Below are 26721 nucleotides of genomic sequence, written 5' to 3'. Positions count from 1 at the left end.
TGGGGTCGCAGCAGTGGTGGGACCGTTGGGCGTGTCAGCTCCGTAGCCTGGGTCGAGCGTAGCGACACCCAGGGCAATCGATTCCCGGGGTTCGCTGCGCTTAACCCGGGCTACCAGAGGCGGTTTTCAATGCCCCATCAGCCAATGCTGATGAGGGCCGGGCAGGGTCCACAGGCCGAACAGGATCACCAGCAGGCCGCCGGCGATGCGCACGCCACGCCGGCGTAGCAGGCTGACCAGGCGCTCGGCCGCGAGCCCGGTGGCCAGCAGCACCGGCAGGGTGCCGAGGCCGAAGGCAAACATCAACGCGGCGCTGCGCAGGGCATCACCCTGGCTCGCCGCCCACAGCAGGGTGCTGTACACCAGGCCGCAGGGCAGCCAGCCCCATAGGCCGCCGAGCACGAGGGCCCGCGGCGCGCTGGTGATCGGCATGCAGCGTCGGGTGATCGGTTGCAGGTGCCGCCAGAGGCCGCGGCCCAGCGCTTCGATACGCGTCAGGCCGCTCCACCAACCGGCCAGGTAGAGGCCCATGGCGATCAGCAGCAGGCCGGCGATGCTGCGCATTACCGTGGCGAGCGGGCTGCTGGCCAGCACCCACCCAGCCAGGCCGAGCAGCAGCCCGGCCGTCGTGTAACTGAGGATGCGCCCGGCGTTGTAGGCGACCAGCAAGCGCAGGCGCTGGTGGCGTCGTTCGGCGGGGATGGCCAGGGTCAACGCCCCCATCAGCCCGCCGCACATGCCCAGGCAATGGCCGCCGCCGAGCAGGCCGAGCATCAGCGCGGAGAGCAGTTGCGGCAGCAGGTCAGTCATGGTTTTTGGCGGCGGGCTCGTGCTTGGCCTGTTTCACCGCCGCCTGGTGGCGCGGGTCATCGTCATCGAAGAGGATGCGGTGCGCCGGGCTGTCGAGGTCGTCGTACTGGCCGCTGTCCACCGCCCAGAAGAACAGCCACACGGCGAAGGCGACCAGCAGCAGGGCGACGGGAATCAGGATGTACAGCGCGGTCATGGTGCTTTCCCCAGGCGCAGTGCGTTGAGTACCACCAGCAACGAGCTGGCCGACATGCCCAGCGCGGCCCAGATCGGCGTGATCCAGCCGAGGGCGGCGAAGGGTAGCACCAGGCCATTGTACAGCCCGGCCCAGGCCAGGTTCTCGATGATGATGATACGGGTGCGGCGCGCCAGGCGGAGGGCATCGACCAGGCTGGTCAGCCGATTGGAGAGCAGCACGGCGTCGGCGCTGGTCTTGGCCAGATCCGAGGCCGAGCCCATAGCCACGCTGATATCGGCGCCGGCGAGCACCGGCACGTCGTTGACGCCATCGCCGAGCATCAGCACGCGGCGGCCTTGCCTCTGCAGATCACGCAGGATGGCCAGTTTGGCGTCCGGGGTCAGCCCGCCGCGGGCCTGGTCGATACCCAACTGGCGGGCCACTTCGCCGACCATGGGCGAGCTGTCGCCGCTGAGCAGCATGATCTGCCAGCCCCGCCCGCGCGCCGCCTCGACCAGGGCCGGTGCATCGTCGCGCAGGCGGTCGTCGAGTACGAACCAGGCCAGCGGCCCCTGTTCGTCACCCAGCAGCAACCATTGGCCCTGTTCGCCGTTGATGGCCGGTGCGGGGCTGGCGCTGAGTTCGCTGACGAACTCGGCCTGGCCGATACGCAGCCGGCGCCCCTCGACCACACCTTCGAGGCCCAGCCCCGGCACGTTCTGCAGCGCTTCCACCGGCGCGGTGGCGTGGCCGAAGGCGCGGGCTATGGGGTGTTCGGACTGGCTTTCCAGCGCCGCGGCCAGGGCCAGGCAGGTGTCGCCATCCAGGTCACCGAGCGGTTGCACGGCGCGCAGGGTCAGGCGGCCTTCGGTGAGGGTGCCGGTCTTGTCAACGATCAGCGTGTCGATCTGCTCCAGGCCTTCGAGCACATGACCGCGGGTCAAGAGCATGCCGAGCCTGTGCAGGGTGCCGGTGGCCGTGGTCAGCGCCGTTGGCGTAGCCAGGGCTAGGGCGCAGGGGCAGGTGGCCACGAGCAGGGCGAGCACCACCCAGAACGCCCGCGACGCATCGAGTTGCCACCAGACAACCCCGACGATGGCCGCCACCACCAGCACGATCAACAGGAACCACTGCGCCACCCGGTCGGCGATCTCGGCCAGACGCGGCTTCTCGCCTTGCGCTCGCTCCAGCAGGCGGACGATGGCCGACAGCCGGGTGGCGTCGCCCAGCGCCTGCACTTCGACGGTCAGCGGGCCCTCGACATTCAGCGTGCCGGCGGTCACGGCATCGCCGACGCTGCGCGATTGCGGCAGATATTCACCGGTGAGCAGGGATTCGTCGACGCTGGACTGCCCGGCCAGCACCTGGCCATCGGCCGGCAGCAGCGCACCCGGCGGCACCAGCACGCGGTCGCCGGGTTGCAGCTCGCTGAGCAGGATGCGCTGGCTGTGGCCCTGCTCATCCAGGCGCAGGCAGGAGGCCGGCAGCAGCTTGACCAGTTGCGCGGTAGCCGCCGCGGTGCGCTCCCGGGCGCGGCGTTCCAGGTAGCGACCGCTGAGCAGGAACAGAGCGAACATGCCCACGGCATCGAAATACAACTCACCATGGCCCATGACCGTGGACCAGATGCCCGCCGCGTAGGCGCCGCCGATGGCCAGCGACACCGAGACGTCCATGCTCAGGTGGCGGGTGCGCAGGTCGCGCAGCGCGCCACGGAAGAATTGACCGCAGCAGTAGAAGACGATGGGCGTGGTGAGAAACAGGCTGACCCAGCGCAGGATGCTGTCCAGCTCGGGGCTCAGGTCGACGTTGAATTCCGGCCAGGTGGCCATGCTGGCCATCATCACCTGCATCCAGAGAAGCCCGGCGACGCCCAGCTGGCGCATCGCGCGGCGATTCTCGCGGGTCAGCTGCTCGGCGGCGGCATCGGCCTGCCAGGGATGGGCTGCGTAGCCGATGCGCCGCACTTCGCCGAGCAGTTCGCTCAAGGGCAGGGCGCTGGCGCTCCAGCGTACCCGCAGGCGATGGTTGGACAGGTTCAGGTGCGCCTCGACCACGCCGGGCAGGACAGCGAGGTACTTTTCGATCAGCCAGCCGCAGGCCGCGCAACTGATGCCCTCGATCAGCAGGCTGGTTTCGCGCCATTCGCCGCTTTGTTCGACGAAGGGCTGCTGCACGTCGCGGCGGTCATACAGGGCCAGCTCGTCGGGCAGTGCCTGGGGCAGTTGCCGGGGATTGTTGGCCGTTTCGCTGCGGTGGCTGTAGTAATGCTCCAGGCCGTTCTGCACGATGGTTTCGGCCACCGCCTGGCAGCCTGGGCAGCACATCTCGCGCGACTGGCCCAGCACTAAAGCTGAAAAGCGGCTGCCCGCCGGCACCGGCAGGCCGCAGTGGTAGCAGGGCGCCGGGCTGCTGCGCTCGAGCGGCGCGCCGGTGGCAAAGGAGGTGTCGATCAGCGTTCATCCCCGAGCTGGATGCGCTTGCCGGTTTCCAGGGTTTCTTCCTCGAACAGGCGCCAGTCCTGGCCGCCTTCCTGGCCGATCAGCTCGACGAAGCGCCGGCCCTGCACGCTGTCCTGCAGGTTGCCGCGGTACAGGCCTTCACCCTGATGTTGCAGCACCACACGGCGGTCGCGCTCCGGCTGGGTCGGCGATACCAGGTTGAGCACCAGTTGCGCGGGCGCGCTGGCGCCGTGCAGTTGCAGCTCGGCAATGCCGCGCTCGTCGTCCAACTCCAGCGTCGCCTGCAGCTTCAGGCGCAGCGCCAGGTTTTCGCGCTCCAGGGACTGGTTGATGCCCTTGCCGACGTCGTAATAATCGTCGGAGATCAATCCCGGCGGATTGCGCGTGGCGACGGTCAGCAGGGTCAGCCCCTGAATCACCGAGTAACCGAGCAGGGCGATCAGGAACCAGGGCCAGAACTGCTTGTACCAGGGGGCGGGTTGGAGGTCTTCGTTCATGGTTGGCCTGCTCTTTCGTTGCGGTATTGGCTTTAGGGCCTGGTCGTTCATACGATTTTGGTGGGCTGCGCCCACCCTACGATTAGATCGTGTCGAGTTCCGTAGGGTGGGTGATAACCCACCAGCCTTTAAGCTACCTCACGCTCGGGCCGATAAAGCGGCTGCTGGCGTCGTTGTGGATGCTGTCGTCGTCGGTGGCACGGATGTGGAAGGTGACCTCGTTGGTGCTCGACGGCAGCTTCTCGGCGTCGATGGACAGCTCCACCGGGATCGCCAGCACTTCGCCGGCCAGGGCGCGGACTTCGCGACGGCCCTCGTAGACCAGGCCGTCCAGGCCGTCGGCGTCGATGCGGTAGACGACGTCCTGCTGAGCCTTGTTCATGATCTTCAGGGTGTAGACGTTCTCGATTCGCCCCAGCTCGTTCTCGCGGTAGAGTACCCGATCCTTGAGCACGTCCAGCTCGACCAGCGAGCGGTTGCTCACTGCCCAGGCGAATACCGCCAGCATGGCCAGAAGGGCGATGGCGTAGCCGATCAGCCGTGGGCGCAGCAGGCGCGTCTTCTGCCCCGAGAGGTTGTGTTCGGTGGTGTAGCTGATCAGCCCGCGCGGGTAGTTCATCTTGTCCATGACGGCGTCGCAGGCGTCGATGCACGCGGCGCAACCGATGCACTCGATCTGCAGGCCGTCACGAATGTCGATGCCGGTCGGGCATACCTGCACGCACAGGGTGCAGTCGATGCAGTCGCCCAGGCCCTGGGCCTTGTGGTCGGCGGTCTTCTTGCGCGGGCCGCGGGTTTCGCCACGGCGCGGGTCGTAGGAGACGATCAGCGTGTCCTGGTCGAACATCACGCTCTGGAAGCGCGCATAGGGGCACATGTGAATGCACACCTGCTCGCGTAGCCAGCCGGCATTGCCATAGGTGGCGAGGGTGAAGAAGGCGATCCAGAACAGCGCCCAGCCGCTGGCATCGAAGGTGACCAGCTCGGCGAGCAGTTCGCGGATCGGCGCGAAGTAGCCGACGAAAGTCAGCGCGGTGACCAGGGAAACGCCCAGCCAGATGCTGTGCTTGGCGAAGCGACGAGCGAACTTGTTGGCACTCATCGGCGCCTTTTCCAGCTTCATGCGCTGGTTGCGGTCGCCCTCGGTGACCTTTTCCGCCCACATGAATATCCAGGTGAACACGCTCTGCGGGCAGGTGTAGCCGCACCACACCCGGCCGGCGAACACGGTGATGAAGAACAGCCCGAAGGCGGCGATGATCAGTAGCGCCGAGAGCAACACGAAATCCTGGGGCCAGTAGGTGGCGCCGAAGATGTGGAACTTGCGTTCCGGCAGGTTCCACCACACTGCCTGGTGGCCGTCCCAGTTCAGCCACACGGTGCCGAAGTAGAGGACGAACAGCAGAGCCCCGCCAGCACGCCGCAGGTTGCGGTAGAAGCCGCTGAACGCGCGGGTGTGGATCTTCTCGCGGCTGGCATAGAGGTCGATGGTCTCGCCGGCGGGCGGCGTGACGTTCTTGACGGGGATCTGTTGGCTCATCGAGGGCTACCACAACGGTTGGTCGGGCCTGTCGCGACCGATACGTGCCGGTCGCGATCGTTCGCTGCGCCGATGGTACGCCGCCAACGCCAGATCGGGCTTGCGGCTACCCGTCGCAGGGTAGGTGCAGGGCCATGCTAGGCGCAGCATGCCGGAGCCGTCCTGACCCAGATCAGTGCACTCAATCTTTCTCCCGGTTTTGCACTTCTGCCGGCGCCTTTTCGCGCTGCGACAGGCTGTACACGTAGGCGGCCAACAGGTGCACCTTGTCGTTGCCGAGAAATTCCGCCTGCGCCGGCATCTTGCCGCTGCGCCCATGGCGAATGGTTTGCTGCACCTGGGCGAAGCTGGAACCGTACAGCCACACCTTGTCCGTGAGGTTCGGTGCGCCGAGCACCTGCAGGCCCTTGCCGTCGGGGCCGTGGCACATGGCGCAATTGGTGGCGTAGAGCTGTCTGCCCGCGTCCAGGTTGACGGCGATGTGCGCCGGGTTTTCCAGGTTCGAGAGGCTGCGCACGTAGCCGGTCACGTCGCGCACGCCGTCGCCGCCAAGAATCTCCTGCCAGGCCGGCATCACGCCCTGGCGGCCCTGCATGATGGAGGTCTTGATGGTTTCCGGGTCGCCGCCGTACAGCCAGTCGTCATCGGTCAGGTTGGGGAAACCGAAGGCGCCTTTGGCATCGGCGCCGTGGCATACGGCGCAGTTGTTGGCGAACAACCGGCCACCGATTTTCAGCGCCTTCTCGTCCCTGGCCAGTTCGCTGATGGGTGTGGCCGCGTAGCCGGCGAACAGCGGGCCGTAGCGTGCGTCGGCGGCGGCCATCTCGCGCTGCCACTGGCCGACCTGGGTCCAGCCTTCGTCATAGCCGGGCAGCAGGCCCTTGAAGTTGCCCAGCCCGGGGTAGAGCAGCAGGTAGCCGAAGGCGAATGCCAGGGTGCCGAGAAACAGCAGGAACCACCAGCGCGGCAGCGGGTTGTCGTATTCCTCGATGCCGTCGAAGTTGTGCCCCGTGGTCTGCTCGCTGTCGCCCGGCCGCTGGCCCTTGCGGGTGGCGATGAGCAGCCAGGCCAGGCCCAGCAGCGTGCCGAGGGTGGCCAGCGCGATGAACAGGCTCCAGAAGGTGCTCAAGGTTTGTCGTCCTCGAGCTTGTGGTTCTGCTGGCTGGCGCTCGGTAGCTGCTCGTCGGCGAAGGGTAGGTTGGCCGCTTCGTCGAAGCTGGACTTGCGCTTGCTGCTGTAGGCCCAGAGCACCACGGCGACGAAGGCGATGAACACCACGGCGGTGCCGATGCCGCGGATGGTGCCGATGTCGGTCAGGAAGGCTGGCATGGCGTCACCGCTTGTTCTGGATCGAGGTGCCGAGCACCTGCAGGTAGGCGATCAGTGCGTCCAGCTCGCTCTTGCCGGCCACCGCCTCGCGGGCCTTGGCGATGTCGTCGTCGCTGTAGGGAATGCCGAAGCCCTGCATGACCTTGAGCTTTTCGGCGCTCAGGGCGCCATCGAGCGTGCGCTCGGCCAGCCAGGGATAGGCGGGCATCTTCGACTCCGGCACCAGGTCGCGCGGGTTGATCAGGTGGGCGCGGTGCCACTCGTCCGAGTAGCGCCCGCCGATCCGCGCCAGGTCCGGGCCGGTGCGTTTGGAGCCCCACAGGAAGGGGTGATCCCAGACGCTTTCGCCGGCCACCGAATAATGGCCGTAGCGCTCGGTTTCGGCGCGGAACGGGCGGATCATCTGCGAATGGCAACCCACGCAGCCTTCGCGAATATAGATGTCGCGGCCCTCGAGCTGCAGCGCGGTGTAGGGCCGCATGCCGGCCACCGGCTCGTTGACCACGTCCTGGAAGAACAGCGGCACGATCTGGGTGAGGCCGCCGATGCTCACGGCGATGACCATCAGCAGGGTCATCAGGCCGAGGTTCTTTTCGATCAGGTCGTGCTTCATCGGCCGGTCTCCCCGTTTTGCGCCAGGGGAATCCGCGCGCTGGCATCGTAGTCGGCCGGTCCCGCGCCGCGAATGGTGCGCCAGGTGTTCCAGGCCATCAGCAGCATGCCGCTGAAGAAGATCGCACCGCCGATCATGCGCACCACGTAGCCCCAGTGGCTGGCCGCCACCGACTCGATGAACGAGTAGGTGAGCGTGCCGTCGTCGTGCACCGCCTTCCACATAAGACCCTGGGTAAGGCCGTTGACCCACATGGGCACGATGTACAGCACGGTACCGATGGTCGCCAGCCAGAAATGCAGGTGGATCGCCGCCAGGCTGTGCATCTGCTCGCGGCCGAATACCCGGGGAATCAGGTGATACAGCGAGCCGAAAGTGATCATCGCCACCCAGCCCAGGGCGCCGGCGTGCACGTGGCCAATGGTCCAGTCGGTGTAGTGCGACAGCGCGTTGACCGTCTTGATGGCCATCATCGGCCCCTCGAAGGTGGACATGCCGTAGAACGCCAGCGAGACGACCAGAAAGCGCAGGATCGGGTCAGTGCGCAACTTATGCCAGGCACCCGACAGGGTCATCATGCCGTTGATCATGCCGCCCCAACTCGGTGCCAGGAGGATGATCGACATCACCATGCCCAGGCTCTGGGCCCAGTCCGGCAGGGCGGTGTAGTGCAGGTGGTGCGGGCCGGCCCAGATGTACAGGGTGATCAGCGCCCAGAAGTGCACGATGGAAAGGCGGTATGAGTAGATCGGCCGGTTGGCCTGCTTGGGCACGAAGTAGTACATCATCCCCAGAAAGCCGGTGGTCAGGAAGAAGCCCACGGCGTTGTGGCCGTACCACCACTGGATCATCGCGTCCGTGGCACCGGCGTACACCGAGTAGGACTTGAACAGGCTGACCGGCACAGCGGCGCTGTTGACCAGGTGCAGCATGCCGGTGACCAGGATGAAGGCGCCGAAGAACCAGTTGGCCACGTAGATATGCCGGGTGCGGCGCTTGAACAGGGTGCCGAAGAACACGCCGATATAGGCGAACCAGACGATGCCCAGGAGGATATCGATCGGCCATTCCAGCTCGGCGTATTCCTTGCTGCTGGTGTAGCCCATTGGCAGGCTGATCACCGCCGCGACGATCACCGCCTGCCAGCCCCAGAAGGTGAAGGCCGCCAGGCGGTCGGACGCCAGCCGCACCTGGCAGGTGCGCTGCACCACGTAATAGCTGGTGGCGAACAGCGCGCACCCGCCGAAAGCGAAGATCACCGCATTGGTGTGCAGCGGGCGCAGGCGGCCGAAGCTGGTCCAGGGCAGGTCGAAATTCAGTTGCGGCCACACCAGTTGCGCGGCGATGAACACCCCCAGCGCCATGCCGACCACGCCCCAGACCACGGTCATCACCGCGAACTGGCGCACCACCTTGTAGTTGTAGGCAGCCGGACTGCTTGCTGGGCTCATGCTGGGTTCCACGCTGGGCTGGGCGCTGCCGCGAGGCGACAGGCATTTCAGGCGGCGCGAGTATCCCCGACCGGCACGGGTGGTGCAATGCGTTGGAAATATGTGGAAAGCGCTCTGTTGTGAGCCTTGCAGTGTTTCGAGGGGCCAGCCTGTTTTGCTGGGAGCCTGCATATGTGGGAGGGGCTTTAGCCCCGAGCTTTTAGTCTGGAACAAAGAACTCGGGGCTAAAGCCTCTCCCACGATTGCGTGCATTGAGATTCTGTAGTCAGGCTGAAGCTATTGAGCAGATCTTCAGAGCCACACCGCATCCCAAAAAGAGTAATCGCCGACACGCGTTACCAAGCCTGCCCGTAAAGGATTGGCAACGATGTATCGGGCAGTTGGCAGTATGTCCTCCTCACGGCGTAGCGCTCTGTCATGGAAACCCTCTTGCCATAGTCTGCCTCGGCGACCGAGCCGGCTGTTCACCTGCAAGCGCTGCGCCCCTTGACGCGACGCATCAATTCGCTGAGCGAGCCTTGTCGCAGTGATACCAGCCAGTGCAGGTGATCGGGCATGACCACCCAGGCGAGCGATTCTGCCAGCCCCAGGTTTTCGGCACGTTGCAGTTCACGAACAAGAAGGCGACCGAGTGCGAAACTGGCAAAGACTGGCTGGCGGTCTTTAACGGTGGCAGTTAGCAGGTAGATTTGATTGGTTTGCGAGATCCGGCCTTTGCGCAAACTGACTGAGTGCGGCATTCCGTTGCCTCCTGAGTAGGTAAAGCAACGGTAGCTGATAGATTGGCGACCTGCGGGAGCGATTTCGTAGGATCGGCTTCAGCCGCGAGCTTTAGCACCCGACCAGGCACTAAAGAGCTCGCGGCTAAAGCCGATCTTCGCCCGGTCGCTCCTACACGTGGGCATCATTCGCCAGGTTGTGGTTTGCGACTCAAACTCAGCACATAAGCCGCCAGCAGATGAACCTTGTCGTTGCCCAGGTAGTGCTCCTGCGCGGGCATCTGGCCGTTGCGGCCGTAGCGGATGGTTTGCTGCAGTTGCGCCAGGCTCGAGCCGTAGATCCAGCCGCCGGGGTGGGTCAGGTCCGGCGCGCCCAGGACCGCCATACCGGTGCCTGCCGGGCCGTGGCAGGCCACGCAGGTGGTGGAGAACAGCTGCTTGCCCTGTTCCAGGTCGATGTTGCTGCCATCGGCCAGCGGCAGGCCAGCCAATTCGTGGCGCACGTAGCCGGCGACGTTGCGCACGCCGTCATCACCGAGCACCTGGCCCCAGGCCGGCATCACGCCGATGCGCCCGTTGAGGATGGTGGTCTTGATGGTTTCGGCGTCGCCGCCCCAGCGCCAGTTTTCGTCGGTCAGGTTGGGAAAGCCCACCGCGCCCTTGGCGTCCGAGCCGTGGCAGATCGAGCAGTAAGTGGCGAACAGCCGGCCGCCCATCTTCAGCGCCTGCTCGTCCTGGGCCACCTGTTCCAGGGGCATGGCCGAGTACTTGGCGAAGATCGGCCCGTACTGGGCGTCGGCCTTGGCCACTTCGCGCTCCCACTGGGCAACCTGGGTCCAGCCGTCTTCATAGCCGGGTAGCAGGCCCTTGAAATTGCCCAGGCCTGGATACAGCGCCAGGTAACCCACGGCGAAGATCAGCGTGCCGAGGAACAGCATGAACCACCAGCGTGGCAGCGGGTTGTCGTACTCCTCGATGCCGTCGAAGGAATGGCCCATGGTCTGGTCGGTGGTGTTCTTGCGTTCCCCTTTGCGTGTGGCGAACAGCAGCCAGAACAATGCGACCAGGCTGCCGAGGGTCAGCAGCGTGATGTACCAGCTCCAGAAAGTGCTCATGGGGTGTCTTTCCTTACTGCTGCTTTGTTGGGTTCATCGGCGAAGGGCAGGTTCGCCGCATCCTCGAAGGCCTTGGCGCGCTTGCCGCTGTAGGCCCACAGCGTCACGCAGGTGAAGGCGATCAGTACCAGGGCGGTACCGATGCCGCGCACCATGCCGATGTCGATCAGGTCGGTAAGCATGGGATCACCTCTTGTTCTTCAGCGCAGTGCCGAGCACTTGCAGGTAGGCGACCAAGGCGTCCATCTCGGTCTTGCCTTTCACCGCAGCGCTGGCGCTGGCGATGTCGTCATCCGTGTAGGGCACGCCGAGAAACTGCATGGCCTTGAGCTTGGTGGGGGTGTCCTTGCCGTCGAGCACGTTCTCGACCAGCCAGGGGTAGGACGGCATCTTCGACTCCGGCACCACGTTGCGCGGGTTGTAGAGGTGCGCGCGGTGCCACTCGTCCGAGTAGCGGCCGCCGACCCGGGCCAGGTCCGGCCCGGTGCGCTTGGAGCCCCACAGGAAGGGGTGGTCCCAGACGCTTTCGCCGGCTACCGAGTAGTGGCCGTAGCGCTCGGTCTCGGCGCGGAACGGGCGGATCATCTGCGAGTGGCAACCCACGCAGCCTTCCTTGATGTACACGTCGCGGCCCTCGAGTTGCAGCGCGGTGTAGGGCTTCATGCCGGCGACCGGCTCGTTGACCACGTCCTGGAAGAACAGCGGGACGATCTGCGTCAGCCCGCCGATGCTGACGGCGAACACCATCAGGAGGGCCATCAGGCCGACGTTCTTTTCGACGATTTCGTGTTTCATCAGTGGGCTCCCTCAACCGAATACAGGGCGGCAGCTTCCAGTTCTTCCGGCTTGCTGGCGCGCACGGTCTGCCAGGTGTTCCAGGCCATCAGCAGCATGCCGGTGAAGAAGATCGCGCCGCCGATCACCCGCACCACGAAGCCGGGGTGGCTGGCTTCCAGCGCCTCGACGAAGGAGTAGGTGAGCGTGCCGTCGCTGTTCACCGCGCGCCACATCAGGCCCTGGGCGATGCCGTTGACCCACATCGAGGCGATGTACAGCACGGTGCCGATGGTGGCGAGCCAGAAGTGCGCGTTGATCAGGCCGATGCTGTGCATCTGCTCGCGGCCGAACACCTTGGGAATCAGGTGATACAGCGAGCCGATCGACACCATGGCGACCCAGCCCAGGGCGCCGGCATGCACGTGGCCGATGGTCCAGTCGGTGTAGTGGGAGAGGGCGTTGACGGTCTTGATGGCCATCATCGGGCCTTCGAAGGTCGACATGCCGTAGAACGCCAGGGAAACCACCAGAAAGCGCAGGATCGGGTCGGTGCGCAACTTATGCCAGGCGCCCGAGAGGGTCATCATGCCGTTGATCATGCCGCCCCAGCTCGGTGCCAGCAGCACCAGGGACATGACCATGCCCAGGCTCTGGGCCCAGTCCGGCAGCGCGGTGTAGTGCAGGTGGTGCGGGCCAGCCCAGATGTACAGGGTGATCAGCGCCCAGAAGTGCACGATCGACAGGCGATAGGAGTACACCGGGCGCCCGGCCTGCTTGGGCACGAAGTAGTACATCATTCCCAGGAAGCCCGCGGTCAGGAAGAAGCCCACCGCGTTGTGGCCGTACCACCACTGGATCATCGCGTCGGTGGCGCCGGAGTACAGCGAGTAGGACTTGGTCAGGGTGACCGGCACTTCCAGGTTGTTGACCACGTGCAGCAACGCCACGGTGAGAATGAACCCACCGAAGAACCAGTTGCCCACATAGATGTGGCTGACGCTGCGCTTGATGATGGTGCCGAAGAACACGATCGCGTAGCTGACCCAGACGATGGTGATCAGGATGTCGATCGGCCATTCCAGCTCGGCGTATTCCTTGGAGCTGGTGTAGCCCAGCGGCAAGGTGATGGCCGCCAGCAGGATCACCAGTTGCCAGCCCCAGAACGTGAAGGCCGCCAGCTTCGGTGCGAACAGCGTGGCCTGGGAGGTGCGCTGTACGGCATAGTAGCTGGTGGCGAACAGGGCGCAGCCGCCGAAGGCGAAGATCACCGCGTTGGTGTGCAGGGGCCGCAGGCGACCGAAACTGGTCCACGGCAGGTCGAAATTGAGCCACGGCCAGGCGAGCTGCGCTGCGATAAGCACGCCGAGCCCCATCCCGACTATGCCCCACACCACCGTCATGATGGCGAATTGGCGAACCACCTTGTAGTTATAGGCGGAACTGGTTGTTGTGTTCATGTCTGGGTTTCCATCCACGGTTATGGGCAGATCATCTGCAGCCCCCGCGCACGGACAAATCCGTACACGAAAAGGGCTTTTTTATGAGCGAGGCAAGCATGCGAGAAGGGCAGCGAAGCGGTATTGACGCCGGTCAACAGGCACAGGAAAGCCCAGCGCCAGCGCTGCTTTGGGATCGGCCGACGGGCGCCAGCCAGGCCACGCTGATCCTCGCCCACGGCGCCGGCGCGCCGATGGACAGCGACTTCATGAACCTGATGGCAGGCAAGCTCGCCGCCCGCGGGCTGACGGTGGTGCGCTTCGAGTTCGACTACATGGCCGCGCGCCGGCAGGACGGCAAGAAACGCCCACCCAACCCCCAGGCAAAACTGCTCGACTGCTGGCGAGCCGTATACGCCGCCGTGCGACACCAGGTCACGGGGCCGTTGGCCATCGGCGGCAAATCCATGGGCGGGCGCATGGCCAGTCTGCTGGCCGACGAGCTGGATGCTGACGGCCTGGTCTGCCTGGGCTACCCCTTCCACGCCATCGGCAAGGCCGACAAACCGCGCACCGCGCACCTGGCCGACCTGAAAACGCCGACCCTCATCGTGCAGGGCGAACGCGACACCATGGGTGACCGCCACACCGTGGCCGGTTACCAACTCTCGGCGGCAATCGAACTGTGCTGGCTGACGGCGGGCGACCACGACCTCAAACCGCTGAAGGTGTCCGGCTACAGCCACGAGCAGCATCTGGATTCGGCGGCGGATGCGGTCGTGGCGTTTCTTAAAATCTGTTCACGATCCTCATGAGCATGAAGCGGCAACTGCGAGGCTGAAGTGGTCGACACTGATCCAGTGTAGGAGCGGGCCATAGGGTTCAGTTTGTAGGGTGGACGACGCCTCACCTACGCGGCCCGACCCGTCCACCGTTCTGCAATCGCAACGGTGGATGAAAAAAGCGCCATCCACCCTACGAGGCTGCGTGAATACACCGAGGCGCGTTGAAACCTCGTCTGCGTCGCAGCCCTGGCGCGCTGCACGGGTTAACATGGACGGCTGTCAGGGTTACCGGAAGGCAGCAATGGATTATCGCGACGTATTGGCGGTGCAGCGGAGTGCCAAGCGTTTCAAGCGTCTGGCGCTGTGGGCGTTTGTGTCGCTGTGCCTCGTTCTGCTGCTGGGCAAGGGCAAGTGGTACCTGGCCGGTGCGCCGGGCAACCCAGCCTCCGTCGACATGATGAAAGACTATGTGCGTGGCGCCGGTGCCGACCCGGATACCTTGATCATCAGCGACCAGCGCGGTACCTGCGGCACCTTCAGCTACATAGCTCGAGATGGCAAACGCACGGCGCCACTGGGCTTCGTCGCTGTTCCAGGCAAAGGTGTGTCGCTGAGCCTGTTCAGCGCCGAATGGGACAAGAGCCCTTGCGCAGGGCCTCGGTCATATACGTTGCATCGCTGAAGCTTTTCGGCAAGCTGGGTGCCTGTTGTCACTGCGACAACCGTTGACCACACTGCAGGCAGTGCGCCGTTGCAGGATCGCAGTGTTCACCTGTGCGGTGGTCAAACTTGTAATGAGGCGACTGACCGCAATTCGAGCAGGCGTAGCGCGACAGCGTCCGATGCTGGTGATGAAGGTTCAGCAACCCCGCGGCAATTGCCACTGCCAGGGCAATCACCAGCGCATCATGGATCCCGAAGATCGCCAGCACGAACAGAGCGATCACCAGTACGGTGAGCAGCGACTCCAGAAAGTCCACATGGCTGCGCAGGCGGTTGTAAGCGTTCTGGCTCATGGCAGGGCGTCCTTGTTAGTGGGTAGCCATTGCCAGTGTGGCTCCAGTTACAACGCCATATGCCTTATGGAAAACAAATGAAGCAGTTTGCGTTACTCGGTGGCGCTGCTCGGGCTTTCGGCAGCCTCGGCTTCCAGCTTCGCCCGGTCGGCCTTACTGATGTATTTGGGCTTGTTGCTCTTGGGTGCCAGCTTGGCATTGGCCTTCTTGGCGTGGGCCTCCAGCAACTGCTTGATCTTCTTGCGGCGATTCATCTGGGTACCTGTGGTAAGTGTCGGGCGCTTCAGCCTGCGGTTTTCTTCAGGGCCATGCCCTGGCTTGCCGGTGCCGTCAGCGCAAAGCCGAACTGCTGATAGAGGCGATACGCCTCGCCGTCGGCGATCAGGCTGACGTACGCGGACTCTGGCACCTCGCGGGCGATAAAGTCGCTGATCGCCGCCATGATCATTTTCCCCAGGCCACGGCCTTGATGCTCCGGCAGCACGGCGATGTCCACCACCTGATAGAACGCGCCGCCATCGCCGATCACCCGACCCATGCCGACCGGCTCGCCGGCGCATAGCACCTGCACGGCGAACAGACTGTTGGGCAGGCCGCGGCTCGCCGCCTCGACGGTCTTGCCGCTCAGCCCGGCGGCAGTGCGCAGATGGCGATAGGTTTCCACCGAAGGAATGGTGTGCACGAGGGAATAGGCGGTTTCGGTCATTCGATGAGTCCTTTGCTGGGCACGATACGCCGGGTGCGGTGAACGGCTGCCAGGTGATTACCGATGAAAAAAGGTGTCGAGGCGAATCAACGCGCGTCTTCGCCGATAAGGGCTGCATGGTAGCGCGCGAGCAACAAGGGTACGGCCGTCTCGCGCCAGAACTTCAGGCTGATATGCCCCGACGACATGCCGCCATGGGCGTGCCGCTCGATGAACACCGACGACTCTTGCGCGTCTGTCGGCAAGCCAACCAGGCGTTCGAAGGTGGCCTCGAGGATTTCGGCCAGTTGCGCCTCGCTTGGCGGAAGCGGCTGCGTGGCCAGCACCTCGCTCATTTCCTGCCACAGATAGGGATCACCCCGGCAGCCCCAACTGATGGGCTCGGTCTGGAAGAGGTCGGATAGGGTGTTGATGGACATCGATTCAGGTGGTCTCTGCTGTGGTCTCTGCGGGAAGTCAGTCTACATCTGTGGCGTTACGCAGCCTTATCGCACGGGCCGCCATATAGACGCGATTAGACGCCTCATCCAGCGACTCCATGCCGGCAATGAAGCGACCATTCTGCCACGGCGCGTAATCGTTGAAGCTACCCATGCCGCCGTAAACGGACATCACCGAACACGCCAAGCCTGTCAGTTCATCCCCATCGTGACTGCTGCCCGCCAGCGCTCGGGCTGTCGCCAGGCACTTGCGGAAATGCGTGCCCCAGTGGCTATCTGGGTCGAGGGCGAGAATCTCGCTGAGCGCCGCAAGGTGAGCGATCAGTTCATTTAGCTGGTTTTGCTGATTGGTCATGGTGCGCCGGGTGGTGAGTCCTGTGTCGAACGGGAATATGCCTCAGGCGTTTCTACGCTCGGGCTCTGCCCCATGAATAAATACCGTGTAGGTATCGGCGGGCCGGTTGCCATCTGCCCGGTCAAGGGCATGACCGATGGCGCCGCGATGATAGGTGCCGTGGTTGACCAGATGAAAGATCGCTTCTTCACGGCTCAGCATGCCCTGCTTGCCATCCACGAACACAAAGCGAATAGGCTCCTGAAGCTGCCCAGGTTTGAGGCCGTCGTGGTACGCGGCCAACCACTGATTGGCCGCCGTCAGCCGGCGATCAAGCTCATCGAGCTGGGGCAGGGTGTCCGTGTTGGTACTGTCATGGGGCACCGGCTCCCCAAGCAGACGCGCACGAAACAACTCCTCAACGCGAACCATATGGTTGAACTGCTGCCGAGCGAAGGCCAGCGCCTCGTGCTGCTTCAACGGATCGAGCTGAGCGACTGCGTCGAGCGTTCGACGGTCTGCCCAGGCTTTGTAATGGAGGGTGTTGTGGAGGAGCATTGAGTTGACCTTGGGCGCTGTTTGAAGGGGAGAGTCTATAAACATCGTCAGGTGTAAATTACATCAGTTTCTATAGTTTCGTAGGGTGGACGACGCTTTATTCGTCCACCAGTTTCAGCGTTCAATGGTGGATGAAAAGAGCGTCATCCACCCTGCGTGCAACTTCTATATCTATTCTTTCGGCCTAGAATAATCGTATTCAAGATCAAATTTACCATCTGGAAACAGCGAGAAGGTTAGCCCCCAGATACGTTGCCCCCCTGTAGCAAGAATATTATCCCTAATAAAAAGTGTAGCCTGACCAATATTAATCGAGGAGTCAGGCCAGCCAAGCGCGTCCCTATCAATATTGCCAGAGCCTTCAAGCCAGTACGTAGCGCTCGCCATCTTGTCATAGATCTCACACTTGCAGCACGCCCGCTCCCATGAACGGCCAGCGGCAAAGTCGACAATCCCGCTAGCCAACTCTCTGTATGCATCTTCAACAGTATTCACATCAAGGTCTCACTGTGCAAAGTCAAAAACGATGGGGTCAGAGTCATTGATTCTGGTATGTTGCTAAATCAATGACTCTGACCCCATCGGCTCTTGTTAGGTTTTTGGGAATGCTACGCCGTTTTCAATAAAATTTTTCATTGAATTGACCCCGCCTTCTTTGAGTCCAGCATCCTGCATTGCTGCATACCATGTTATTAAGGCCTCTTTCATGGCATTAAAGTCAGTTTTCGGAGCTTTGCCAACATGTTCAATCCATAACTCAATTTCTTTTGTAGTAACTCCGCTCTTGCTTGCAAGGAGTTTTGCTGTTTGGACAAGTGATTTGGAGAACTCTTCGTTGACGACAACACTAGGTATTGACCAATTTTTATTTCCTAGGCAATCCGTATAAAAGCCTAATTGCTTTAGCTGATCAAGGATGAAGGGATGCTCTGCATCTTCATCGAAGAGAGGGCGAAGGTCTTCTAGCTTCCTTGCCCCTTTTATTGCAAGCTCAGGAAGTAACCACTGGGCATTTTTACTGGTATGAGAGCGGTAGTTTTTCCAACTTGCTTTGATTTCTTCTGTGGTATTGGCCGTTGAGAGTTGACGTAGGATTGAAACCTTTCCGGACTCCTCAATCGATAGGGCTGCGAGTGATGCCGCAGTTGGAAAGCTTCCTGTCTCCAGCAGCTTCTGGGCATCGTTAGCTAAACGCATGGCGTTTGCGTTGGCTGCGTTCATGCCGGCTGCAATTTCTGATGCAGATAATTTGCCTTTATATGAATCAAGTTTCTTCTGGGTTGGCATAAGGATCTAACGATTAAGCTAAGGGGCGGCGGTACGCCGTCCCAGCGAACGAAGTGAGCGATTTGAGCGACTTGTTAGGCATAAACAACCTCGTTCGACTGATAGCGGCAGGAAGTGCGGTTGGTTCATGGCTGGACAATTAGATCGCCTGCATTGAATCGATGCGTTTTCCCATTGAAGTCAGCCTCCATCCAGTACTGGCGATTCTCGGTCTCGCAATCCTCCATGATTCGGTAGTCCGAACTACCGTCGTCACATTTTTGTGGAGGAAGTGCTCTTACAATCGATTTTGGAAAGATGCCCCATTTCTAACATAGTTCCAGCCGCTTGCATGCGAGGTCAATTTCATTGATTGCTCCGATCAGACGGGAGAGATTTTCATGATCGGTACGAGATACGCCTGTTAGCTCTAAAGAGAGTTTTTCATGAAGGAGGCTGAGGTTCTCAAGAACAATTTTCATAATGGATGTATAAAAGCCTAACTATAAATAGACACCAGCTGGTGCATAACTCCCCGGACGGGCGTGGTGTATAACATTCCAGGGCTTTGGTACTGGGCCTGTCTAGATCAAGGCTTACAGCGAGGCACTGGGGTGTTTGGCATGTTATACACCACGCTCATTGCATCTTGGCAAGTGCACGGAAGTAGCCTTGCCTTCACATGCGCACCCAGGCCCAAAGTGCAGCCCCACCAACCCCACCTACCGATTAAACCGCGCCACCAACGAGTACTGCCCCTGCGCCGTACTGGTCAGTTCCTCACTCAACAACGCCGTGCTCTGCGCTTCACCTGCCGTCTGATCGGAGAGTTGGGCGATGGTGGTGATATTGCGGCTGATTTCGTCGGCCACGGCGCTTTGTTCTTCGGCGGCGGCGGCGATCTGGTCGGCCATTTCGTTGATGTTGGCCACCGCGTCGCTGATGCCGGCCAGGGCCTGGTCGGCCTGTTGCACGCGTTCGACGCCTTCGTCGGCCTGTTTGCGGCCGATGTCCATGGTCAGCACGGCTTCGTCGGCGGTGCGTTGCAGTTTGGCGATCAGAGCGTGGATCTGCCCGGTGGATTCGGCGGTGCGTTGCGCCAGGGAGCGGACTTCGTCGGCGACCACGGCGAAGCCGCGGCCCATTTCGCCGGCACGGGCGGCTTCGATGGCGGCGTTGAGGGCGAGCAGGTTGGTCTGGTCGGCGATACCCTTGATCACGTCGACCACGCCGCCGATTTCGTTGCTGTCCTGGGCAAGTCGGGTGACGGTTTCGCCGGTTTCGCCCACCGACAGGGACAGGCGCTGGATCGCTTCGCGGGTTTCGCTGGCGATGGTGCGGCCTTCCTGAGTCAGCCGGTTGGCTTCCTGGGTGGCGATGGCGGTGCGCGCAACGTTATTGGCCACTTCCAGGGTGGTGGCGGCCATTTCGTTGACGGCGGTGGCGACCTGGTCGGTTTCCTCGCGTTGGCGCTGCAGCCCGGTGGAGCTGTTGTGGGCCAGCACGTCGGCCTGGGCCGCCTGCTTGGCGAGGTTCTCGGCGCTGTCCTGCAGGCGGGTGAGGCAGGTTTTCAGGCGCGCTTCCTGGCTGAGGATGGACAGTTCCAGGCGGCCTTCGACGCCGCGGTTGTCGGTGTACATCTGCGCGATCAGCGGGTCGGAGGTGCTTTGTTCGGCCAGTTGCAGCAGGCGTTTGATACCTCGGCTCTGCCAGGCCAGGCCGAGCAGGCCGAGAGGAATCGATAGCGCAGCGGCAGCGACGAAGCCCCAGGTGCTGTCCAGCCAGGCGCCGACCAGAAAGCCGACCTGGCTGACCAGAATGAACGGCAGCCAATTCTGCAGAACCGGCAGCCAGCGTTCGCGGCTCGGGATCGCTGCCTTACCGGCATTGATGCGCGAGTAGAGCGCCTGGGCACGTTGCACCTGCTCGGCGGTGGGCTTGCTGCGCACCGACTCGTAGCCGGTGACCTTGCCGTCATCCAGCACCGGCACCACGTAGGCGTTGACCCAGTAGTGGTCGCCGTTCTTGCAGCGGTTCTTGACGATGCCCATCCATGGCCGGCCGGCTTTCAGGGTTTCCCACATATGGGCGAACACGGCCGGCGGCACGTCGGGATGGCGCACCAGGTTGTGCGGCGCGCGAATCAGTTCGTCGCGGGAGAAGCCGCTGATCTCGATGAAGGCATCGTTGCAGTAGGTGATCTGGCCCTTGAGGTCGGTGGTCGAGATCAGGCGCTGTTGCGCCGGGAAAGTCCGCTCGTTACCGGTGATGGGCTGGTTGTTACGCATGGCATCTACCCTGATGTCAGTGCGATGCCTGGGAGGAAGTAGGGCAGGCGGGTGAAGGAATACAACTGCCTACAGACTACAACTATGGGCCTGGCCCACATGTGGGCTAAAAAGGCCGATCCTACAGGCAACGCTTTTATGGTTATCGCTTACGCGTGGCAGGCCTGCAGTGTACCCAACTTTCAAGGCGTGGAACGTTTTGACGCCGGTAAAACGACGGTCCATTGGTCGAGGGTGGGCGGGCACGTTCGAGCGAGCAAAAGAAACCCGGGTGTCGCTGGGCTCGACCCGGGTTATGGAAAGTCCCGCGCAGCGACGCTGCGCGGGTGATCGTCAACCGGCGATCAGCTGACGCAGCACGTAGTGCAGGATGCCGCCGGCCTTGAAGTACTCGACCTCGTTGAGGGTGTCGATGCGGCAGAGCAGCTCGACGCTCTCCAGCTTGCCGTCCTCACGGGTGATTTCCAGCGTCAGCGGCATGTGCGGGCGCACCTCGACGCCGTCCAGGCCCTTGATCGCCAGGGTTTCCTTGCCGGTCAGGCCCAGGCTCTTGCGATCCGCGCCGCCGGTGAACTGCAGCGGCAGCACACCCATGCCCACCAGGTTGGAACGGTGGATACGCTCGAAGCTCTCGGCGATCACCGCCTTGACGCCCAGCAGGTTGGTGCCCTTGGCCGCCCAGTCGCGGCTGGAGCCGGTGCCGTATTCCTTGCCGGCGATCACCACCAGCGGTGTGCCTTCCTGCTGGTAGCGCATGGAGGCATCGTAGATCGCCAGCTTCTCGCCGCTCGGCACGTGCAGGGTGATGCCGCCTTCTTCGCCGTCGAGCATCTCGTTGCGGATACGGATGTTGGCGAAGGTGCCGCGCATCATCACTTCATGGTTGCCGCGGCGCGAGCCGTAGGAGTTGAAGTCGCGCGGCTCGACGCCTTGCTCGCGCAGGTAGCGACCGGCTGGGCTGTCGGCTTTGATGTTGCCGGCCGGGGAAATGTGGTCGGTCGTCACCGAATCGCCGAGCAGCGCCAGGATGCGCGCGTTGGCGATATCGGTGATCGCCGGTGGTGCCTGGTCGATGGCCTCGAAGAACGGCGGGTGCTGGATATAGGTGGAGTCGTTCTGCCAGGTGTAGGTGTCGGCTTCGGGCACTTCGATGGCCTGCCACTGCTCGTCTCCTTCGAACACCTCGGCGTATTCCTTGCGGAACATGGCGGTGCTGACCTTCTGTACCGCCTCGGCGATTTCCTTCTGGCTCGGCCAAATGTCGCGCAGGTATACCGGGTTGCCGTCGTGGTCTTCGCCCAGCGACTCTTCGGCGATATTGATTCGCACGCTGCCAGCCAGTGCATAAGCGACCACCAGGGGTGGCGAGGCCAACCAGTTGGTTTTCACCAGCGGGTGCACGCGGCCTTCGAAGTTGCGGTTGCCGGACAGCACCGAGGCGACGGTCAGGTCATGCTCCTGAATGGCTTTCTCGATCGGATCGGGCAGCGGGCCCGAGTTGCCGATGCAGGTGGTGCAGCCGTAGCCGACCAGGTCGAAACCCAGCTTGTCGAGGTATTCGGTCAGCCCGGCGGCGGCGAAGTATTCGGTCACTACCTTGGAGCCGGGCGCCAGCGAACTCTTCACCCAGGGTTTGCGCTTGAGGCCCTTCTCCACGGCCTTCTTGGCCAAGAGGCCGGCGGCCATCATCACGCTCGGGTTGGAGGTGTTGGTGCAGGAGGTGATGGCTGCGATTACCACAGCGCCGTCGCTAAGCGGGTGGCGCTGGCCGTCCATCTCGTAGTGGATCTCGTTCTGCGCGGCGTTGCCGACGGCTACGCCACCGCCGCCTTCGCTTTCCAGGCGACCTTCCTCTTTACGCGGCGGCTTGAGCTGCAGGCCGAGGAAGTCTTCGAAGGCCTGGCCGACCTGGGGCAAGGCGACGCGATCCTGCGGGCGTTTCGGGCCGGCCAGGCTGGCTTCGACCTGGCCCATGTCCAGTTCCAGGGTGTCGGTGAACACCGGCTCGCTGCCGGCCTGGCGCCACATGCCCTGGGCCTTGGAATAGGCCTCGACGAGCTTGACGGTCTCATCTGGGCGGCCGGACAGACGCAGGTAATCCAGGGTGATGTCGTCGACCGGGAAGAAGCCGCAGGTCGCACCGTATTCCGGTGCCATGTTGGCGATGGTGGCGCGGTCGGCCAGCGGTAGTTCAGCCAAGCCGTCGCCGTAGAACTCGACGAATTTGCCGACCACGCCTTTCTTGCGCAGCATCTGGGTGACGGTCAGTACCAGGTCGGTGGCGGTGATGCCTTCCTTGAGCTTGCCGGTGAGCTTGAAGCCGATCACTTCGGGAATCAGCATCGATACCGGTTGGCCGAGCATCGCCGCTTCCGCCTCGATACCGCCCACGCCCCAGCCCAGCACGCCGAGGCCGTTGATCATGGTGGTGTGCGAGTCGGTGCCGACCAGGGTGTCGGGGTAGGCGTAGGTCACGCCGTCTTCTTCCTTGGTCCACACGGTGCGGCCCAGGTATTCCAGGTTCACCTGGTGACAGATGCCGGTGCCCGGCGGCACCACGCTGAAGTTGTCGAAGGCGCTCTGGCCCCAGCGCAGGAACGCATAACGCTCGCCGTTGCGCTGCATCTCGATCTCGACGTTCTCGCCAAAGGCCTCGGGGCTGGCGAATTTGTCGACCATCACCGAGTGGTCGATCACCAGATCCACCGGCGACAGCGGGTTGATCTTCTGTGGGTCGCCGCCGGCCTTGGCCATGGCGTCGCGCATGGCGGCCAGATCCACTACTGCCGGCACGCCGGTGAAGTCCTGCATCAATACGCGGGCAGGGCGGTACTGGATCTCGCGCTCGGAGCTGCGTTTTTCCAGCCAGTCGCTGATGGCTTGCAGGTCGTCCTGAGTGACGGTCTTGTCGTCCTGCCAGCGCAGCAGGTTTTCCAGCAGTACTTTCAGCGACACCGGCAGCTTGTCGATGTTGCCCAGCCGTTTGGCGGCATCCGGCAGGCTGAAGTAATTGTAGGATTTGCCGTCAACGGTCAGCGTGCGGCGGCAGTTCAGGCTATCGATGGAAGGCATCGTGCATCTCCTTATGGCTTGCACGGTACAAGCCAAGCTGGTTTGGCAGAGCTTCTACGACTCTGCGCGAGTGTTCCCTGGGCCGGCTCGTGTGGCGTGCGGTGAGCCGTCGCCTGATCGTGCGCCTGTCGAGAATAGTCCGTCGGCGCAGCCGGCGATGCCGGGATGCTGTTCTCTGGACAGGGAGCAGAGGCCCTGGGTTCCAGTTTTCGCTATCATGCGCGGCCTATGGAGATGCCCTGATGAAGACTTTGTTACTGCACTGCCGCCCCGGTTTCGAGAACGAGGTGTGTTCCGAGATTTCCGAGCATGCGGCGCGTCTTGATGTGCCCGGTTACGCCAAGGCCAAGCCGAATACCGCCTGCGCCGAATTCATCTGCAGCGACGAGTCGGGCGCCGAGCGGTTGATGGCGGGTTTGCGTTTCAGCCAGTTGATCTTCATCCGCCAGTGGGCGCGCGGCAGCTTCATCGAGCTGCCCGAGAAAGACCGCATCAGCGTGCTGCTCGAGCACCTGGCACCGCTGCCGACCTTTGGCAGCCTGTGGCTGGAGGTGTTCGACACCAACGATGGCAAGGAACTGTCCGGCTTCTGCAAGAAGTTCGAAGGCCCGCTGCGCAAGGCCCTGATGGCTGCCGGCCGGTTGGCAGAGAACGCCCGTGCGCCGCGCCTGTTGCTGACCTTCAAAAGCGGCCGCGAAGTATTCGTCGGCATGGCCGAGACGAACAATTCGGCGATCTGGCCCATGGGTATTCCGCGCCTCAAGTTCCCCCGTGAGGCGCCAAGCCGCTCGACCCTGAAACTCGAAGAAGCGTGGCACACCTTCATTCCCCGTGATCAATGGGACGAGCGCCTGTCGGACGAGATGACCGGTGTCGACCTCGGCGCTGCGCCAGGTGGCTGGACCTATCAGCTGGTACGCCGCGGCATGCTGGTAACCGCCATCGACAACGGCCCGATGGCCGAGAGCCTGATGGACACCGGTCTTGTCAAACACCTGATGGTCGACGGCTTCACCTGGAAGCCCAAGCAGCCGGTGGACTGGATGGTCTGCGACATCGTCGAGAAGCCCGCGCGCAGCGCCGCGCTGCTGGAAACCTGGATCGGTGAGGGACATTGCCGCGAGGCGGTGGTCAATCTCAAGTTGCCGATGAAGCAGCGCTATGCCGAGGTGCAGCGTTTGCTCGAACGCATCGCCGAAGGTCTGGCCGCGCGCAAGGTCAAGGCGAGCATCGCCTGCAAGCAGCTGTATCACGACCGCGAGGAAGTGACCTGCCACCTGCGCCGGTTGAGCAAATAGAGCGAATTTTAACGGTGAGCTGCCCGCGCCGGCAGCCACTTCCCGAATGCAGCAAGAATGATCAAGCGGAGCCCGTGATGCTCGATGCAACCCCTGATGACACCCTCGACGCCACCGGCCTGTTCTGCCCCGAACCGGTGATGATGCTGCACAACAAGGTGCGCGACCTGCCGGCCGGCGGCCTGCTCAAGGTCATCGCCACCGACCCCTCGACCCAGCGCGACATTCCCAAGTTCTGCGTGTTTCTCGGCCACGAGCTGGTGGAGCAGGCGCAGGATGCCGAGACTTATCTGTACTGGATTCGCAAGAAGATCGATTGAGCAGTTCGCAAATAGCAGTCATCGACACCCTACCTGTGGGAGCGGGCCATGCCCGCGATTCGATTAGATGGGACGCGACGAAGTCCGGCTTGATCGGGTGACCTGAGCTATAGGGCGACCTGCTTTTGAGGAAACCAGAGCTGGCGCGTAGCCCACACCTGCCATTCGCGGGCATGGCCCGCTCCCACAAGGGATCGCTGTCTATTGCTTACTAATGTGAGCGCAGCGATACCCAGAAAATCACTGCATTAAGCCGAAGTAGCTGCAACCGGCTGCAGCCGAATCCTCCGCCTGGCGCTTGTTTTCAGCCGCAAGGTGAGCATCAACGCGGCGCAGGTCAGGCCGACGATCAGTCCTTCCCAGAGTCCTGCCGGGCCGCTGGCTGGGCCGAACAGGTCGGTCAGGCCGAGCACATAGCCGACCGGCAGGCCGATACCCCAATAGGCGAACAGCGTCATGATCATGGTCGCCCGGGTGTCCTGATAGCCACGCAATGCACCTGCGGCCGTGACCTGGATGGCGTCGGAGAACTGGAACAGCGCGGCATAGACGATCAGGCTCGCCGCCAGGGCGATGACCTCGGGTGCCGGCGTGTAGATCGCGGCAATGTCCTCGCGCAGCAACAACATGCAGCTCGCCGATACACAGGCGTACGCAAGGGCGGTGACCATGCTCACGCCGGCGGCGAAGCGTGCGTCACGCGGGGCGCCGCGGCCCAGTGCCTGGCCGATGCGAACGGTGGCGGCCATGCCGATGGAGTAGGGGATCATGAACACCAGCGACGCGAAGTTCAGGGCGATCTGGTGGCCGGCCACCACGGTAGCGCCCAGGCTGCCGATCAGCAGCGCGATCACCGAAAAGATGCTGGCCTCGGCAAATACCGAAATGCCAATGGGCATGCCGATACCCAGCAAGCGCTTGATCGGCGCCCAGCGTGGTGGCTCGAAGCGGCGCAGTGGCGTGGTTTGCCGATAGGCCGAGGCGCGCCGAACCCAGACGATCATCGCCAGCAGCATGAAGGCCATCACGCCTGCCGTCGCCCAGCCGCAGCCCACGCTGCCAAGCGGCGGGATGCCGAGCTTGCCGTAGATCAGCACGTAATTGAGGGGGATGTTCAGCAGCAGGCCGAGCAGGCCGATCACCATGCTCGGTCGTGTGCGACCCATGCCGTCGCTGTAACAGCGCAACACGTGATACAGCGCCACGCAGGGGAAACCGAAGGCCACGCCGTGCAGGTAGCCCATGGCGGGCTCGATCAGGTCTTCATCGACTTTCATCACGCACAGGGCGAACTCCGCGTTCCACAACAAAACGCCCGCCATACTGCCGACCGCCAGCGCCAACCAGAGCGCCTGGCGTACCAGTGGGCCGATTTCGTCGAGCTGCCCGGCACCGAAACGCTGCGCCACCTTCGGCGTGGTGGCCAGCAGGATGCCGGTCATCAGCAGGAACACCGGCACCCAGATCGAGTTGCCCAGAGCCACGGCGGCCAGGTCGCGGGCACTGAAACGCCCGGACATCACGGTATCGACGAAGCCGATCGAGGTGTAGGCCAGTTGCGCGACGATGATCGGCAGGGCAAGAGCGAGCAGCGTGCGCAGTTCGGTGCGCACCCGCTGCAGGCGGGAGTGGGCAGGCATGACGAGGTTCACAGGGCAGAGAAAACCGCGCAGTTTACCCGCTGACGGATCGGTCAGGAAAGGCAGAGTGC

At 63.0% G+C, this 26721-nt stretch carries 28 protein-coding genes and 1 pseudogene; 4 read left to right on the top strand and 25 right to left on the bottom strand.

The window, feature by feature from the left end:
- Positions 1 to 126: 126 nt before the first annotated feature.
- The 14 genes and pseudogenes from BM279_RS05445 to ccoN (BM279_RS05380) all read right to left on the bottom strand — a co-directional run bounded on the left by BM279_RS05445 (position 127) and on the right by ccoN (BM279_RS05380) (position 12948).
- Complete coding sequence (locus tag BM279_RS05445; RefSeq protein ID WP_093501707.1) at positions 127 to 810, bottom strand: sulfite exporter TauE/SafE family protein; 684 nt, start codon at positions 808 to 810, stop codon at positions 127 to 129.
- On the bottom strand, positions 803 to 1006 hold the full coding sequence (ccoS, locus tag BM279_RS05440; protein ID WP_093501705.1) for a cbb3-type cytochrome oxidase assembly protein CcoS: 204 nt from the start codon (positions 1004 to 1006) through the stop codon (positions 803 to 805). The genes BM279_RS05445 and ccoS overlap by 8 nt, the downstream gene beginning before the upstream one ends.
- Positions 1003 to 3441 carry a heavy metal translocating P-type ATPase gene (locus BM279_RS05435; RefSeq protein ID WP_093501703.1) on the bottom strand — a complete coding sequence of 813 codons (2439 nt, stop codon included), beginning with the start codon at positions 3439 to 3441 and terminating at the stop codon, positions 1003 to 1005. Before BM279_RS05435 ends, ccoS begins: the two co-directional genes overlap by 4 nt.
- A complete protein-coding gene (locus BM279_RS05430; protein WP_093501702.1) occupies positions 3441 to 3947 on the bottom strand; it encodes a FixH family protein in 507 nt (168 codons plus the stop codon). Before BM279_RS05430 ends, BM279_RS05435 begins: the two co-directional genes overlap by 1 nt.
- A 133-nt stretch (positions 3948 to 4080) precedes the next feature.
- Entirely contained in the window at positions 4081 to 5487 is a 1407-nt protein-coding gene (gene ccoG, locus BM279_RS05425; RefSeq protein ID WP_093501699.1) for a cytochrome c oxidase accessory protein CcoG, read from the bottom strand.
- Positions 5488 to 5668: 181 nt separating this feature from the next.
- Complete coding sequence (gene ccoP, locus BM279_RS05420) at positions 5669 to 6616, bottom strand: cytochrome-c oxidase, cbb3-type subunit III (RefSeq protein ID WP_093501697.1); 948 nt, start codon at positions 6614 to 6616, stop codon at positions 5669 to 5671.
- Positions 6613 to 6816, bottom strand: coding sequence for a cbb3-type cytochrome oxidase subunit 3 (locus BM279_RS05415; RefSeq protein WP_093501694.1), 204 nt, complete (start codon positions 6814 to 6816; stop codon positions 6613 to 6615). Before BM279_RS05415 ends, ccoP (BM279_RS05420) begins: the two co-directional genes overlap by 4 nt.
- Before the next feature lie 4 nt (positions 6817 to 6820).
- The gene (gene ccoO / locus BM279_RS05410) at positions 6821 to 7429 is read right to left on the bottom strand and encodes a cytochrome-c oxidase, cbb3-type subunit II (RefSeq protein WP_027910389.1); all 609 of its coding nucleotides are present in this window, start codon (positions 7427 to 7429) and stop codon (positions 6821 to 6823) included.
- Entirely contained in the window at positions 7426 to 8880 is a 1455-nt protein-coding gene (gene ccoN, locus BM279_RS05405; protein WP_093501692.1) for a cytochrome-c oxidase, cbb3-type subunit I, read from the bottom strand. The genes ccoO (BM279_RS05410) and ccoN (BM279_RS05405) overlap by 4 nt, the downstream gene beginning before the upstream one ends.
- A 291-nt stretch (positions 8881 to 9171) precedes the next feature.
- Positions 9172 to 9620 (bottom strand): annotated as a pseudogene (locus tag BM279_RS05400) (REP-associated tyrosine transposase).
- 164 nt (positions 9621 to 9784) lie between these two features.
- The gene (gene ccoP, locus BM279_RS05395; RefSeq protein ID WP_093501690.1) at positions 9785 to 10714 is read right to left on the bottom strand and encodes a cytochrome-c oxidase, cbb3-type subunit III; all 930 of its coding nucleotides are present in this window, start codon (positions 10712 to 10714) and stop codon (positions 9785 to 9787) included.
- Complete coding sequence (locus BM279_RS05390) at positions 10711 to 10896, bottom strand: CcoQ/FixQ family Cbb3-type cytochrome c oxidase assembly chaperone (protein ID WP_013791955.1); 186 nt, start codon at positions 10894 to 10896, stop codon at positions 10711 to 10713. The genes ccoP (BM279_RS05395) and BM279_RS05390 overlap by 4 nt, the downstream gene beginning before the upstream one ends.
- Positions 10897 to 10900: 4 nt before the next feature.
- Positions 10901 to 11509 (bottom strand): cytochrome-c oxidase, cbb3-type subunit II, encoded by a 609-nt coding sequence (ccoO, locus tag BM279_RS05385; RefSeq protein WP_093501688.1) that lies wholly within the window; start codon positions 11507 to 11509, stop codon positions 10901 to 10903.
- Positions 11509 to 12948: a cytochrome-c oxidase, cbb3-type subunit I gene (ccoN, locus tag BM279_RS05380; protein WP_093501686.1), complete on the bottom strand. Its 1440-nt coding sequence runs from the start codon at positions 12946 to 12948 to the stop codon at positions 11509 to 11511. Before ccoN (BM279_RS05380) ends, ccoO (BM279_RS05385) begins: the two co-directional genes overlap by 1 nt.
- 98 nt (positions 12949 to 13046) lie before the next feature.
- Between ccoN (BM279_RS05380) and BM279_RS05375 the strand changes: the two genes are divergently transcribed.
- Together BM279_RS05375 and BM279_RS05370 are read left to right on the top strand one after the other, a co-directional pair.
- Positions 13047 to 13742 (top strand): alpha/beta family hydrolase, encoded by a 696-nt coding sequence (locus tag BM279_RS05375; protein ID WP_093502509.1) that lies wholly within the window; start codon positions 13047 to 13049, stop codon positions 13740 to 13742.
- A 271-nt stretch (positions 13743 to 14013) separates the two neighbouring features.
- Positions 14014 to 14394, top strand: coding sequence for a hypothetical protein (locus tag BM279_RS05370; protein WP_093501684.1), 381 nt, complete (start codon positions 14014 to 14016; stop codon positions 14392 to 14394).
- 28 nt (positions 14395 to 14422) lie between these two features.
- Here the strand turns inward: BM279_RS05370 and BM279_RS05365 are convergent, their stop codons facing one another.
- The 10 genes from BM279_RS05365 to acnA all read right to left on the bottom strand — a co-directional run bounded on the left by BM279_RS05365 (position 14423) and on the right by acnA (position 23392).
- Positions 14423 to 14728, bottom strand: a complete 306-nt coding sequence (locus BM279_RS05365) for a hypothetical protein (protein WP_093501682.1) — start codon at positions 14726 to 14728, stop codon at positions 14423 to 14425.
- Between the two features lie 92 nt (positions 14729 to 14820).
- Positions 14821 to 14982, bottom strand: a complete 162-nt coding sequence (locus BM279_RS05360; RefSeq protein ID WP_075931458.1) for a DUF2986 domain-containing protein — start codon at positions 14980 to 14982, stop codon at positions 14821 to 14823.
- Between the two features lie 29 nt (positions 14983 to 15011).
- Positions 15012 to 15434, bottom strand: coding sequence for a GNAT family N-acetyltransferase (locus BM279_RS05355; protein WP_093501680.1), 423 nt, complete (start codon positions 15432 to 15434; stop codon positions 15012 to 15014).
- Positions 15435 to 15520: 86 nt separating this feature from the next.
- Positions 15521 to 15853, bottom strand: a complete 333-nt coding sequence (locus tag BM279_RS05350; protein WP_093501678.1) for a hypothetical protein — start codon at positions 15851 to 15853, stop codon at positions 15521 to 15523.
- A gap of 37 nt (positions 15854 to 15890) precedes the next feature.
- Positions 15891 to 16229 carry a DUF6966 domain-containing protein gene (locus BM279_RS05345; protein ID WP_093501676.1) on the bottom strand — a complete coding sequence of 113 codons (339 nt, stop codon included), beginning with the start codon at positions 16227 to 16229 and terminating at the stop codon, positions 15891 to 15893.
- Positions 16230 to 16271: 42 nt separating this feature from the next.
- Positions 16272 to 16766: a DinB family protein gene (locus tag BM279_RS05340; RefSeq protein ID WP_093502506.1), complete on the bottom strand. Its 495-nt coding sequence runs from the start codon at positions 16764 to 16766 to the stop codon at positions 16272 to 16274.
- 171 nt (positions 16767 to 16937) lie between these two features.
- Positions 16938 to 17261, bottom strand: coding sequence for a hypothetical protein (locus BM279_RS23090; protein WP_143103566.1), 324 nt, complete (start codon positions 17259 to 17261; stop codon positions 16938 to 16940).
- A 96-nt stretch (positions 17262 to 17357) separates the two neighbouring features.
- The gene (locus BM279_RS05335; protein WP_244154123.1) at positions 17358 to 18053 is read right to left on the bottom strand and encodes an AbiV family abortive infection protein; all 696 of its coding nucleotides are present in this window, start codon (positions 18051 to 18053) and stop codon (positions 17358 to 17360) included.
- 701 nt (positions 18054 to 18754) lie between these two features.
- Positions 18755 to 20320: a methyl-accepting chemotaxis protein gene (locus tag BM279_RS05330; protein WP_093501672.1), complete on the bottom strand. Its 1566-nt coding sequence runs from the start codon at positions 20318 to 20320 to the stop codon at positions 18755 to 18757.
- A gap of 333 nt (positions 20321 to 20653) precedes the next feature.
- Positions 20654 to 23392, bottom strand: a complete 2739-nt coding sequence (gene acnA, locus BM279_RS05325) for an aconitate hydratase AcnA (protein WP_093501670.1) — start codon at positions 23390 to 23392, stop codon at positions 20654 to 20656.
- Positions 23393 to 23634: 242 nt separating this feature from the next.
- Between acnA and rlmM the strand changes: the two genes are divergently transcribed.
- Both rlmM and tusA read left to right on the top strand, forming a co-directional pair.
- Positions 23635 to 24690, top strand: coding sequence for a 23S rRNA (cytidine(2498)-2'-O)-methyltransferase RlmM (gene rlmM / locus BM279_RS05320; protein WP_093501668.1), 1056 nt, complete (start codon positions 23635 to 23637; stop codon positions 24688 to 24690).
- A gap of 77 nt (positions 24691 to 24767) precedes the next feature.
- Positions 24768 to 25010, top strand: a complete 243-nt coding sequence (gene tusA / locus BM279_RS05315) for a sulfurtransferase TusA (protein ID WP_093501666.1) — start codon at positions 24768 to 24770, stop codon at positions 25008 to 25010.
- A 248-nt stretch (positions 25011 to 25258) separates the two neighbouring features.
- Here tusA and BM279_RS05310 read toward each other — a convergent pair whose 3' ends face one another.
- Positions 25259 to 26716 carry an MATE family efflux transporter gene (locus BM279_RS05310; RefSeq protein WP_425272673.1) on the bottom strand — a complete coding sequence of 486 codons (1458 nt, stop codon included), beginning with the start codon at positions 26714 to 26716 and terminating at the stop codon, positions 25259 to 25261.
- Between the last annotated feature and the right edge of the window lie 5 nt (positions 26717 to 26721).

Source organism: Phytopseudomonas straminea (genome assembly GCF_900112645.1).
In the GTDB taxonomy this organism is placed as follows: domain Bacteria; phylum Pseudomonadota; class Gammaproteobacteria; order Pseudomonadales; family Pseudomonadaceae; genus Aquipseudomonas; species Aquipseudomonas straminea.
Note: the sequence above shows the minus strand (reverse complement) of the source record. Positions and strands in the feature narration are given on the sequence as shown.